Origin of the sequence: Klebsiella sp. HN106 (assembly GCF_051209435.1) — a bacterium.
GTDB classification, from domain to species: domain Bacteria; phylum Pseudomonadota; class Gammaproteobacteria; order Enterobacterales; family Enterobacteriaceae; genus Klebsiella; species Klebsiella oxytoca.
This window is the reverse complement of sequence record NZ_JBLURD010000001.1, coordinates 1-12,832: the sequence shown is the minus strand read 5'-3', so window position 1 is coordinate 12,832 and position 12,832 is coordinate 1. Positions and strand designations below refer to the sequence as shown.

Genomic DNA, 12,832 nt, shown 5'->3' with positions numbered 1-12,832 from the left:
AATGAACAGCTGCCTGTATGAAGGGGTATTACGCCACCGCCGTCTCCAGCCGAAAGCGCACCATTTTCGCTATCGCATCTTCATGGCCTGGCTCGATCTGGATGAACTGGACCTGCTCAGCGAAGTGGGTATCCGCCGCAATAGTTTTGCTGCCGCCTCTTTTTACGATGCGGATTACCCGCTGGGTATGCCGCTGAAAGCGCAGGTTCTGAATCGGCTGGAAAGCCTGACCGGCGCGCGTCCGGATGGCCGCGTTATGCTGCTGACCCAGCTGCGCTATCTGGGCTTTCATTTTAACCCGGTCAACTTTTACTACTGCTATGACGGCGCAGGCGCCCTGCGCTGGGTACTGGCAGAAGTGCGCAACACGCCGTGGAATGAACGGCATTACTACGCCGTGGACGGCCAACGGACGCGTCCGCTGGATAAGGCATTTCACGTCTCGCCGTTTAACCCGATGGACATGGTCTATCACTGGCGATTCAACCGGCCCGGTAAAACGCTGCATATGCATATTGAGAACCATCAGACGGCAAAAGTCTTCGATGCCACGCTGGCCCTGAGCCGTGAACCCTTAACCCGGGCCAACCTGCGAGGGCTGCTGCTGCGCATTCCGCTGATGACGCTGAAAACCGTTCTCGCGATTTACTGGCAGGCGCTACGGCTGTGGCTCAAGCGCGTGCCGCTGTACAACCATCCTGTCAGCAGGAGTGAACGCTCATGACCGATCCCGTTTTTGCGCTTGAGCCCGATATCCCGCGCAACGTACGTATCGCGCGCTGGTTGCTCTTTCGTCTGTTGAGCGGCATTCGTGAAGGCTCGCTCACCGTTCGCGAAGGGGCGCAGACCTTTCACTTTGGCGACCCCGCCGCGACGTTACGCGCCGACGCGCACGTCCTCTCCGCGGGCGTCTACTGGCGCTTACTCACTGGCGGCAGCCTTGCCGCGGCGGAGGCCTGGATGGACGGAGAATGGGAGAGCCAGCAGTTGACGCAGTTGCTGCAGATCCTGGCGCGCAACGGCCAGGTGCTGGGACGGCTGGAGCGCGGCTTCCGGCTACTGGGCAAGCCCGTAGAACGACTGCGCCACTGGACGCGCCGCAACTCGCGCGCGCAGGCGAAGGAGAATATCGCCGCCCATTACGATCTGGGCAACGACTTTTACGCCCGCTTTCTTGACGACGAGCTCCTCTACTCCAGCGCGCTGTTTACCGATGACGGTCAGGATCTCACCCAGGCCCAGCGGGCCAAAATGGCGCGCCTGTGCGAGCGTCTGGCGCTTACGCCCGGCGATCATTTGCTGGAGATCGGTACCGGCTGGGGAGCAATGGCCGAATTCGCCGCTCGCCATTACGGCTGTCGGGTCACCACCACCACCCTGTCGCAGGAACAGTTTCAGTGGGCCAAAGCGCGGATTGCCCGCGCCGGGCTTCAGGATCGCGTCGACGTGCTGCTCTGCGATTACCGCGATCTCACCGGCCAGTACGACAAGCTGCTGTCGGTGGAGATGATTGAGGCCGTGGGCCAACGCTATCTGCCGGCTTTTTTCCGCACCTGTCAGGCGCGCTTGCGTCCGGGCGGCAGGATGGCGATCCAGGCAATCACCATCCAGGACCAGCGCTATCGCGGCTACAGCAAAAGCGTGGATTTTATTCAGCGCTATATCTTTCCGGGCGGATTTTTGCCCAGCATTACAGTGATGAACGAACTGATGACGCGCCATACCGATTTTGTGATGCGCGATCTGTTCGATATGGGCCCGGACTACGCCCGTACCCTGGCCCACTGGCGGCAGCGTTTTCTCCACGCCTGGCAGGATATCGAGAAGCTCGGCTTTGATGAACGTTTCCGCCGCATGTGGCTTTATTACTTCGGCTACTGTGAGGCCGGATTTAACGCCCGCACCATCAGCGTCGTGCAGCTCACCGCGGAGCGAACATCATGAAACGCATTTTGACCCTTGGCCTCGCGCTGCTGATGCTGGCGCTGGCGGGCTGCAGCGCCGAAGTGACCGATTATCGACAGCAGCAGCCGGCGCTGGATATCTTCCACTATTTTCAGGGTAAAACCGAAGCATGGGGGATGGTGCAGGATCGCCATGGCAAGCAGCTACGCCGCTTTCATGTTGAGATTGACGGTGAGGTTGTTGGCGACACGCTGACGCTACATGAACGCTTTGTCTACGATGATGGCGAAAAGCAGCAGCGGGTATGGCGCATTCGCCGCACCGGCGACAACCGTTATCAAGGCACCGCTGGCGATATTACCGGCGTGGCGCTTGGCCAGGCATCGGGCAACGCTTTTCACTGGCGCTACAGCATGAACGTAAAAGCCGAGGGTAGCCGCTGGCGACTCGATTTCGACGACTGGATGTTCCTGCAGGACGGCGTGCATCTGTTCAACAAAACGGAGATGAAGAAATTTGGCGTTACCGTCGCCACCGTCACCCTTTTCTTCACCCGGACAGCACAATAAAAGAGGATTATGCCATGAGCACACAACCTTTGATTGGGATCAGCGGATGTTTGACCGGTGCAGCCGTGCGATTCGACGGCGGGCATAAGCGAATGGGATTCGTGATGGATGAGCTGGCGCAATGGGTCGCGTTTAAGCCCGTCTGTCCGGAGATGGCGATCGGCCTGCCCGTTCCCCGGCCTGCGCTGCGGCTGGTCCAAACTCGCGAAGGGGATATCCGCATGCGCTTCACCCATGCTCCGCACGACGACGTAACGGAGAAAATGGCCGATTTTGCCAGCGCCCACCTTACGACGCTGGGCGAACTGTCGGGATTTATCGTCTGCGCCAAATCACCGAGCTGCGGTATGGAGCGCGTGCGGCTGTATGATGATAAGGGCAATCGCGGACGTAAAGAAGGCACAGGGTTATTTACCGCCGCGCTGCTGGAGAAATATCCCTGGCTACCGGTAGAAGAGGACGGCCGCCTGCACGATCCGGCGCTGCGTGAGAATTTTGTCGAAAGAGTTTTTGCCCTGCACGAGCTCAACTGCTTGCACAAAAGTGGCCTGACGCGCCGTGGGCTGCTGGATTTCCATAGCCGCTATAAGCTTCAGCTGCTGGCTCACCATCAGGCGGGTTACCGGGAAATTGGCCCGTTCGTTGCCTCGCTGCATGAATGGGAGGATCTGGAGGCTTTCTTTGTGGCGTACCGCGACAAATTGATGGCGATCCTGAAAAAGCCCGCCTCGCGTAAAAATCACACCAACGTACTGATGCATATTCAGGGCTACTTCCGTAACCAGCTGAACAGCCGCCAGCGCGGCGAGTTACGCGACGTGATCCTCAACTATCGCTCCGGACTGCTGCCGATCCTCGCACCGCTAACGCTGCTTAAGCACTATCTGGCGGAATACCCGGATCGTTACCTGCAGACGCAGAACTACTTTGATCCCTATCCGCAGGATCTGGCCCTGCGCCTGACGGTGAATTAAGTCTACAGAACCCGCGAACAGGCCGGCGCAGGCCAGCCTGTTCGCGTAGATGCCGACAGACCTGGAACCACGCCTCAAACATCCCGCCGACGTTTAACGAATGCAGCCGTTCGACGCTGCTGTCGTTCACTTTGGCGATGTGCTTATTGTCCACCCGGCCGCCGGGGACGTAGAAGCGCAGCATCCGGCGGCTCTCCGCCCCCATGCCAATGGCGATGTTTTGCGACAGCGTCAGCTTCCAGCCGCGGTTATCGCCGCCCCGATCGTAATCGACGCGCTGATAGCTTGCTTCCAGCCAGGTCGAATGCACATCGTTCCAGAAGTACATTGGCCGCACGATGGCGCCATCGTTTTACGGTTGTCGCTAGTGTCCTTGCCGTTGTCATAGTCGCGGAAGGCCAGCGGCGATAACCGCCATCGTTGATGTAAGTTTTTTATCATTGTCATGTTTATCTCAAGACAGGTTAATCTTATTCAGATAATAACAATCCCATTCCGGGCAGGCAGAATATGCCGCTATTATGAGAGCAATTTAATTTTTATTTTGTCCGGCCAGTGAGGTTTTTTCACTATTCGGGTTGTCGCGCCTCCCTAATAAACGTGTCATCATTTATGCTAATCCGTATAAATCTACCCTAAGGATAATTCGCTGACCAGCAGTGAACTCAGTAACGGCTCAGGCATTTGCGACGGAACGTATATCCTTATTCCAACAGCCCCCTGCTATTTTTCATAGGGTATAAGGAAAACCCTGCGGATATATCCTTACGATTATTGCGGCATATACCCGGCAAGTCTTCATCGGCTGCATAAATGCAAAACAGTATGGGTAAAAACGTTATTGTCCCGTCCCTCTCCTTTTCGACTGCATGCCTTTATTGCAGCGCAAGCGTCCACAAGGCTTGCGGAGCGCCCAAACACCCGTCGGCAGTGATGGACGTATTAACCTGCGCTACCGCCAGGAACACCGTAACGACTCGACTGCGACAGCGCCGCGCTGGTGGTATAAACGCTGACCGTGCCCCTCGCAAAATACCGTTGCATGCTAAACGCCAAAATCAAGGGAAAAGTAAATTAATAATTGTGACACATCCTCTATTCTCCTGCCCGGTCATTGAATTACGTTATTTCACTCAGCGATTAAGCAAGCCCCAACTGTGAGCCATCTCGCAAATAACAGCTTTATATATTTAACACTCGGGGAGCTATCTGGCGTACATTTTATGCAGGAATGCAAGTTGTAAGGGATAAAATGGTGGTTTTAGAAAATTCCAACGCAGGCGGAATAGCATTTTTGTGTAGTGACTCAACATACTCTGGAGTTGCCTTTGCTTTGATGATCACAGAAGTAAAAAAACATAATAAATTAATTTAAAAACGTAATAGATTCTTCGAGATCATTTATGTCAGAAAGTGTTACACATCTACACAACAAGCCGGAGTCTGCTCAGCATGGGTAAAAACATAATGCAAAGTCGCCATGACGAATATCATAAATTAACTCGCGGGGAACGTATTGGTTATGGGATGGGCGACTTTGCTCAAAACCTGGTTTTTGGCACAATTGGCGGTTTTCTTGCTCTACACATGCTGACGGTCAATACCATCAGTACAGCAACGGCAGGGTTTATATTTCTTTTTGTCCGCATCATCAATGTCTTTTGGGATCCGATGGTGGGAACTTTCGTTGACAAGAGAACATCGAACGCCGGGAAATACCGTCCCTGGCTGCTCAGAGCTGGCGTGCCGCTGGTGATCCTTTCCGCTTTACTTTTTGCCCCGATCCCCGGCGTCCGCGGTTCAGTCCCTTTTGCTTTTATCATCTATCTGGCGCTGGATTTAGTCTATTCGCTCGTGAATATTCCTTATGGTTCACTTAACGCTTCACTGACGCGCGACCCGGAATCGATTGATAAGCTCACCAGTACGCGAATGATGCTGGCCAACAGCGCCAACCTGCTTGTCTATACTCTGTTCCCGATGTTTGTACAAATGGCTTCGCCTAAAGATCGCAGCCTGAAGGACACCGGTTTTTTTGGTATTGAACTCAATCTGGGTAACTATACCGATCCTTCTGCGAACTATGCCTGGTTTGGCGTTTACTCAATTTATATGTTGATTGGCGCGGTGGCGCTTTTCATCTGCTATAAATTCACCAAAGAACGTGTGGTGGCGACAGCGGAACAGACGGCTAACGTCAAAACCACCGATCTTTTTCTTGAACTCAAACATAATCGCCCGCTGGTTATTCTCGGACTGTTCTTTATGCTGGCCTTTACGTTCATGTTTTTTATGAACACGGTAAATGGCTTTTTCAATCAGTACGTTGTTGGCCATTCAGAATGGATGGGCGCAGTTGGCCTGGTCGCCTCTATTCCGGGCATTGCTTTCCCCATTTTCTGGCCGCGACTCAAGAAAATTTTTGGCAAAAAAGGGTTCTTCCATCTTTTTCTGGCCATGTTCATTGTCGGTGAATTATTAACCTATATTTGGTCGCGCGAGGGTATGCACGATGTGCTGTGGCTTGCTTACATCGCGACATTTATTAAACAGTGGGGCTTAACGTCAGCGACCGGCTTCATGTGGGCGCTGGTGCCGGAAGTGATTGCATATGGCGAACTAAAATCGGGCAAACGAAACGCTGCCATCATTAACGCTATTATGGGGCTCTTTTTTAAGATTGGCTTTACTATCGGCGGCGCGATTCCGCTATGGTTGCTGGCCGTTTATGGCTTCAATGAAACCGGCGCCCGGCAAAGTGCCAGCGCAATCGAGGGGATTATAATGACCGCAGTTTGGATCCCGATTGCTTTGGCGATTATTTCAATGATCATTATCCAGGTTTATCCCATCTCGGACAAAAACGTGACCGATATCAATCGTCAGCTTGATGAGATACGCGTTTAGTTAAAAATATAAATCTGACGCAGTTGGAACTTTTAAATAAAAAAGGTGTAATGATATGTCTCTTATTCAAAACCCTATTTTACGTGGATTTAATGCCGACCCCAGTATTATCCGTGTCGAGGACACTTACTATATCGCCAACTCTACATTTGAGTGGTTTCCTGGCGTTCGTTTACATGAGTCAAAAGACCTTGAGCACTGGAATCTTCTCCCTGCGCCTTTGTCAACGACCACCCTGCTGGATATGAAAGGCAACCCCTCATCCGGCGGTATTTGGGCGCCGGCGCTCTCCTGGGCCGACGGTCAATTCTGGTTAGTCTATACCGATGTCAAAGTCACCGAAGGCGCCTTTAAAGACATGACTAACTATCTGACCACCGCGACCGATATTCGCGGCCCCTGGAGCGATCCTGTCAAGCTTAACGGCGTGGGTTTTGATGCCTCTCTTTTCCACGATGATGATGGCCGAAAATATATCGTGCAGCAAACCTGGGATCATCGCGAATATCACCACCCTTTTGACGGCATTACGTTAACCGAACTGGATACCAAAACCCTGAAATTAATGCCGGGAACCGCGCGTACCATTTATCATGGGACTGCCGTTGGCCTCGTTGAAGGGCCACATCTCTATAAGCTCAACGGATATTATTATCTTTTTGCCGCTCAAGGAGGAACCGTATTTACCCACCAGGAAGTGGTTGCCCGCTCAAAAACGCTGGAAGCCAACAGTTTTACTACCGAACCGGGAGACGTCTTCTTAACGAATGTCGATACGCCAGACAGCTATATCCAAAAGCAAGGGCATGGCGCCTTAGTTTCTACCCCAGGAGGCGAATGGTACTATGCCTCGCTCTGCGCTCGTCCGTGGAATCGCCCTGGCGAGTCGGTCTACGATCCTCGCGGCTGGTCAACCCTCGGCAGAGAAACGTCGATCCAAAAAGTGTACTGGGATGAAGATGGCTGGCCGCGTATTGCGGGCGGTCACGGCGGTAAAACGTTCGTCGAGGGGCCGAAAGACGCCATTTATACCGAAAGTGCAGAGGATCGTAACCAGCACGACGACTTTACCACGCCGACGCTCGATCCCAACTGGAATACGTTGCGGGTGCCCTTTAGCGAGAAAATGGGTACTACCGGAGACGGAAAGCTCACCTTAATCGGCCAGGGCTCTTTAGCCAATACGCACGATCTGTCGCTGATTGCCCGACGCTGGCAAGCCTTTTATTTTGATGCCCAGGTAAAAGTAAAATTTGATCCGTTCAACTACCAGCAAATGGCAGGATTAACGAATTACTATAACGATCGCCACTGGAGCTTTGTGTTTGTTACCTGGAATGAAATTAATGGAAGGGTCATTGAAATAGGGGAAAATAATCGCGGAAAATATACTTCCTATCTGAAAGATAATGCCATTAAGGTGCCAGAGCATGTCGAATATGTCTGGTTGCGCAGCAAAGTCAGGAAGGAAACGTATAGCTATGAATATAGCTTTGATGGCGTCGCGTTCACTGAAATCCCGGTCAGGTTAGATGCCGCTATCCTTTCAGATGACTATGTCTTGCAGAGCTATGGCGGTTTCTTTACCGGAGCGTTTGTTGGCCTTGCGGCAGTCGACTACTCCGGCTATGGCGCCAGCGCTGAGTTTTATCATTTTGATTATCAGGAACTTGGCGATTCGTTAGTTGGTAATGAGGTTTATAGCTGGGAAGCCAATGAGTTACGTAGTTATTAAACGGCCCGCTGGTTAGGGGTAGCCAAACGTCTCTGTAAGCGGAGCTGGCGCGGCGGACCGCGCCAGCTCGCAAGAAGAGCGTCGATGGCGCGTTTTCATCTTTAAAGCGCATCATTCCCCGGCGGGCACGGGCCACCGCCGGTTCTCATCAAGCTTCAGCGTTGGACGATCTGATGATACCAGCCTGCAAAGCCTGGATTGCGGAACGGGCCTCCAGGTAATGCTGCTGCTTCAGATGACGAATAAGCACCCTTCCCTCGGGCATAAATACGGTACCATAACGTACCAGGCCAATACCCCTCAGCTCAGCATCAAGCCCATAGCGCAGCTCGCCCGCCATCGCCTGCGCCAGCAGAACCACCTTCACTTTCTTTAGCCTGGGCTCATATTTAAGCAACACGGTCGACAAGATGCTCATCAGTTCATGGGCCGTCCCTGGCATACCCTGCAGAATTTTAGTCATATCCGGCAGGCCGTAATCCGGAAGATGCGCCAGCGTCCCGGCGCGACAGTTAACAATGCGCTGCATATTATCCAGAACCGACAGAATCACCTGGGTTTCTTCGCTCACCTGGTCCAGTGCAGTCCCTCCGGCAAAATTGCCGTAGAGCATTTCATACAGAGAAGTTCCCCCCATCATCAGTCATCCTTCTTCGGTTGCAGCGTCAGACGATGTTAGCTGGCTTCAATAACGCGTGGTTTGTCCGGATCGAGGTCGTCGCGTCTCAGTACCAGCTTCCAGTCATTCCTCACCATATCCGGCGCCCGAAACAGCCCCACCACCGCGATAAACTGCGTTCTTTCCTCCATCGGCATGTCGAGGCTGGCGTCTGCGCCGGGTTTCACCACCAGGCTATGGCTGGCAAGCAGTTCGTTTCCGGCTGCATTATCGCCTTCCGAAGCCAGCTGCTGATAGAGCAAATGATCAAACGCCTTACGGTCCCTGAGCTGGTACACCCATACCATCACCGGCTGGGAGAATGAGGCATTTTCCCGCTCATCGGTGTTCAGCTCTGCCCGGCCAGTCACGTCCAGATGCAGGGTTTTTACCGGTTTATAAAAGACCGATTTCACTACCGATGAGGTGCCGTCGCTAATTTTCTGCGTCAGGCCACACCCCGTCAGCATTAACGGTATAAGTAGTAAGGTAGATCGCTTAATCGAAGTGATACGCAACACGTTGGTTTCCTTGTTGTAAAGTTGCAGACGGCATTCCGTTATAGTTGCCTGGCTCAATAGTAAAAGCGGCGGGGATATCGGGCGGGATCGTTTCCCCCTCCACACCCAGTACCCCCGTCATGCCGAGCATAAAAGGGGAGTCGCCCAGCACCGGCGCAGCCAGTAGCTGAGCAGGAACGGTCAGCTGTATCCGCGCCTTATAGCGCCACCCGAGATAGACCCGCAGCAGGACCACAAAGTCCTGATATAGCTGCCCTTCCGGTAACCATCCCTGCGTCTCGGCAATATCATCCGTATACAGCGCAATCAACAGCTGGCTGCTGACCTCTGTCGTTTCATCGCCCAGCACGTTATAGCCATCAAGCAGAAAATCGTCATTGTCGTAAAACCCCAGAGGATGGCTGATGGAAAACGGGCGCGGAGAGTGCGGCGTGACGCGGGCCTGCGTGCGGGGAGCCAGCAGCCGTACCAGCGCCTGCACGCCCTCTTCGGTACGCGCAGGCAGGCGCATGATGCCGAGCAGCGCCAGAAAACGCGACGTCGGAGTGGCGATATGCTTTGCGGTACCCGGTATGCCCAGACCGATAAGTCCCAGTAGACTCTGCGAGGTGCTGTCCCTGCCGCCCGCTTCAAACGTCGCCGGGTACGAATATTTTCGCCAGATGCGATAGAACTGCGTCAGAATGCGGTGGTTAAAGATATCGAGAAAGGCCTCCTGCGCTTCGTGCCCTTCCCGCTGTCGGGCGATATCATCGAGCCATGCGGTGGGCAGGGGTGAGTCGACGCCGTAGAGCCCCATAAACGTCGTACGCACCGTCGGCGGCGCATCAGGATGATACTCATCATATTCCACCGCTTTTAGCTCGCTAACCGGGAAGCCCATTCCCGGATGCGGCCGAAAACGTACCGGATCGCTGGCCGGGTTCAGAGTACCGCCCAACGGGGAGGCTTCCGGGTGACGCTTTTCCAGTAACTGGCAGAAGCGGTAGAAGTTAATGCGATGGATTTCCCGCTCCAGCCGGGGACTCAGCCGGGAATACGGCGGTTGTGGTTCTCCTGCCATTCGAGACGTTCTCCCCCAGGTTGTAGTATCAGAATCAGATGGTTGAACAGATGAATATCGGTATAGAGCGCGAAGAAGCGGTTCAGCATTTCGCCAAACAGGCAGATATCGCCGTGCCCGGCGAAGCCGCTGCTGTCGAGGGTCACCTCAATCTGTACGCCGCGCAGAAAATGGCCCTGCGCAAAACGTTCCACCTCGCTGTGCCTGACATCAACAATCGCCTCCAGGCGGCGGCGATTCATCTCGTTATCGGTCCAGTCATAGAGGGCCAGCGCGCCGCGCAGCACGTCGGCGTTATCCATCATCCACAGGAAGCTGCTGCCGAGATGACTTAGTACTCGCCAGTGAAATCGGTCGCGATCCGGCGGATAGCACGGCAGCGTCGGGGCGCAAAGATTGCGCACCTGGATAGGCGTGGCGGTGGATTTCACCACCGTATCCAGCAGCGCGCTCTGTAGCGCCCGGCGCGGCAGTTGACCATTAGTGCCGGTCAGGCTGAGCGATAGCTTTTCATGCTCAGGTACGCTGTGGTTATCAAACGCCTCGCCGCCGAGCATCAGCCAGGTGTCGTGCAGCCCGGAAGGACCGGGCTTCACCCGTGTATGATAGTAATATTCCGGCGCATCATGGCGCAGCATGCCCCCTTTGTGACGGAAGCTGGTAAAGGGCACATACGTCTGATGGCCGGAATGGCGCGAGGAAGTGACCGAATCCACGGAATAAATTTCGGTATGACCATCCTGGATACGCATCGGGCGCAGCAGATATTCGGTCTGCAACGAGTCCAGGTGCAGCGGATCGGACTCCAGAGGGAACAGATTAATCACCGGCGCGCAGTGCAGGCGCAGATTTTTCTCCGACAGCGCATATTCGTGCGGCCACTGTTTCTCCAGCACGATATCAATTTCAAACCACGCCAGAACCTCAGGGAAATTCACATTTTCCAGGCCGCGCAGCGACACCGACATAAATTTTTCCCGGAAGGAAAAATACTCCAGCAACAGCTGATAACCGCTGAAGCTGCCGCTCTCCGGCAGTAGCGCCTCATCCTGACTGAAACCGCAGACGGCAAAACGGGCATCCAGCGGCCAGCGTTCGGCATTGCCGGGGAGGCGAACATACGTTTTCGCCACCCGGAGCGTCAGCGCCTCATGCAGAGCGCAGGCCAGCGGCGCATCGGCATTCAGATACAGCGGGACGCGGCTTACATCGATGCGGCTCCAGTCTGCCAGCGAGCTGCACTCAAAGCGCAGGCGGATAAGCGAGCGCCCGTCCGCTTCCGTCGACATCCCCGCCCGGACAAGCGACAAGGGGAGCAGGGTCAACGGTTGCGTAGTGGTGTAATGGCAACGGGTGCGCTTTTCGCCAATAGGCTGCGAAAGTATGCCAAAGCCCTTTTCTATTCGTAGAGGTTCTTTCAGTTCATGCCAGTCCGCGGTGAATTCGACAATGGAGAGCGAAGGAATGGTACGCAGGTAATGTGGCCAGATCATGCTGACCAGACCGCCGGTCAGTTCCGGCAGATCGTCGTCGAGCTTTTCCCGCAGGCGGCCCATCAGAAAGGCGAAGCCTTCAAACAGGCGTTCCACATACGGGTCGCGCGCGCCCGCTTTGTCGAGATTTAAGGCCGCTGCCCGGTCAGGATGGGCGCGGGCGAATTCTTCACCTGCTTCACGCAGGTAACGCATTTCGGCGTCAAAATAACGCAGAGTTAAGTCATCCATAGAATTTTATGCTGTGCCTTGTAGCAACGTGAACGCATTTTGTTAAAAGCGCGGGAAGGAAGAACGATCTGATACACCCTTAGCAGCATCACAGCTCATAGGTATCGTTCATCATTGAGGCGATAAACCGAACCGGGCCAGGACAGGACAGGAACTTTTATTGTGCAACGTTCCGGCCTACCCCAGGCCATCAAGACTGTCTCCAGGAATAGAGCCAGCGATCGTGTATATGCCCGGATGTTGACCACCCGTTACCCGGTCTATTTCACGCGCAACCGGTACGCCCAGCATAGTGAACCGGCAGATAAATTCGCCGCAGGTAGTTCTGTCAACGCGAATCAAATCACTCCCTTTCTCCATTGCGCTCTCATTAATGGGTCGATATTCAGATTACTGACGCACTACCCGCCGTTCTGAGCGATAAGACAGATCTCAGTACGCCAGGTAGCAATTCTCTATCCGGCCGTAACCGGATTTGTTCTGCTTCGCCGCGTCCCGTCTCCGACACAATAGCTTCATACGAGGGGGAGGGGTCATTTCCAGTCACCGCCGAAGAGGTCTTAAGACCGTCAAATATCGTCGCGGCTGGCCGCCGCCGGGTTCATTATTCACTCATCTCCCCCGCGTCATATCTCTCTTCATCCGTGCGGCCGACTGCCGGGACACCGGCGCTGAATATCTGCGCCGGCAGCCTGAAGTTGCGCAGCTTCAGCAGCGCCAGCGGACCGTCGCCCAGCTCCGTGCGCAGCAGCCACTGCAGCTGCCGCCTGTCCGGT

Annotated in this window: 11 protein-coding genes and 2 pseudogenes; 6 read left to right on the top strand and 7 right to left on the bottom strand. The window is 54.4% G+C overall.

All coding sequences use genetic code 11. The features are described 5' to 3' along the window. Position 1 precedes the first annotated feature (1 nt). Genes ACSIPU_RS00065 through ACSIPU_RS00050 form a run of 4 tightly spaced genes read left to right on the top strand, consistent with a single transcriptional unit; the run spans position 2 to position 3,448 of the window. Positions 2-724 (top strand): DUF1365 domain-containing protein, encoded by a 723-nt coding sequence (locus ACSIPU_RS00065; RefSeq protein WP_196558081.1) that lies wholly within the window; start codon positions 2-4, stop codon positions 722-724. Beyond that, the gene (locus ACSIPU_RS00060; RefSeq protein ID WP_024274073.1) at positions 721-1,944 is read left to right on the top strand and encodes an SAM-dependent methyltransferase; all 1,224 of its coding nucleotides are present in this window, start codon (positions 721-723) and stop codon (positions 1,942-1,944) included. The genes ACSIPU_RS00065 and ACSIPU_RS00060 overlap by 4 nt, the downstream gene beginning before the upstream one ends. Then, positions 1,941-2,474 carry a DUF3833 domain-containing protein gene (locus ACSIPU_RS00055; protein ID WP_024274072.1) on the top strand — a complete coding sequence of 178 codons (534 nt, stop codon included), beginning with the start codon at positions 1,941-1,943 and terminating at the stop codon, positions 2,472-2,474. Before ACSIPU_RS00060 ends, ACSIPU_RS00055 begins: the two co-directional genes overlap by 4 nt. 14 nt (positions 2,475-2,488) lie before the next feature. Next, positions 2,489-3,448, top strand: coding sequence for a YbgA family protein (locus ACSIPU_RS00050; protein WP_024274071.1), 960 nt, complete (start codon positions 2,489-2,491; stop codon positions 3,446-3,448). A 64-nt stretch (positions 3,449-3,512) separates the two neighbouring features. On the opposite strand, the pseudogene ACSIPU_RS00045 reads toward ACSIPU_RS00050, so the two are convergent. Continuing rightward, a pseudogene (locus ACSIPU_RS00045) lies at positions 3,513-3,850 on the bottom strand (carbohydrate porin); the annotation flags it as partial. A gap of 1,065 nt (positions 3,851-4,915) precedes the next feature. Here ACSIPU_RS00045 and ACSIPU_RS00040 point away from each other — a divergent pair. Next, complete coding sequence (locus ACSIPU_RS00040; RefSeq protein WP_166643861.1) at positions 4,916-6,355, top strand: MFS transporter; 1,440 nt, start codon at positions 4,916-4,918, stop codon at positions 6,353-6,355. Positions 6,356-6,410: 55 nt separating this feature from the next. Then, a complete protein-coding gene (locus ACSIPU_RS00035) occupies positions 6,411-8,090 on the top strand; it encodes a glycoside hydrolase family 43 protein (RefSeq protein ID WP_032728138.1) in 1,680 nt (559 codons plus the stop codon). Positions 8,091-8,238: 148 nt separating this feature from the next. On the opposite strand, the gene tssE is transcribed toward ACSIPU_RS00035, so the two are convergent. The 6 genes and pseudogenes from tssE to ACSIPU_RS00005 all read right to left on the bottom strand — a co-directional run. Beyond that, positions 8,239-8,727: a type VI secretion system baseplate subunit TssE gene (tssE, locus tag ACSIPU_RS00030; RefSeq protein ID WP_166643860.1), complete on the bottom strand. Its 489-nt coding sequence runs from the start codon at positions 8,725-8,727 to the stop codon at positions 8,239-8,241. 38 nt (positions 8,728-8,765) lie between these two features. Further along, entirely contained in the window at positions 8,766-9,269 is a 504-nt protein-coding gene (tssJ, locus tag ACSIPU_RS00025; RefSeq protein ID WP_196558080.1) for a type VI secretion system lipoprotein TssJ, read from the bottom strand. Further along, complete coding sequence (tssG, locus tag ACSIPU_RS00020) at positions 9,247-10,332, bottom strand: type VI secretion system baseplate subunit TssG (RefSeq protein ID WP_023320828.1); 1,086 nt, start codon at positions 10,330-10,332, stop codon at positions 9,247-9,249. The genes tssJ and tssG overlap by 23 nt, the downstream gene beginning before the upstream one ends. Continuing rightward, a complete protein-coding gene (gene tssF, locus ACSIPU_RS00015; RefSeq protein WP_135800129.1) occupies positions 10,296-12,056 on the bottom strand; it encodes a type VI secretion system baseplate subunit TssF in 1,761 nt (586 codons plus the stop codon). Before tssF ends, tssG begins: the two co-directional genes overlap by 37 nt. Positions 12,057-12,233: 177 nt before the next feature. Further along, positions 12,234-12,416, bottom strand: a complete 183-nt coding sequence (locus ACSIPU_RS00010) for a hypothetical protein (protein WP_285159921.1) — start codon at positions 12,414-12,416, stop codon at positions 12,234-12,236. 244 nt (positions 12,417-12,660) lie between these two features. Then, positions 12,661-12,832 (bottom strand): annotated as a pseudogene (locus tag ACSIPU_RS00005) (type VI secretion IcmF C-terminal domain-containing protein); the annotation flags it as partial.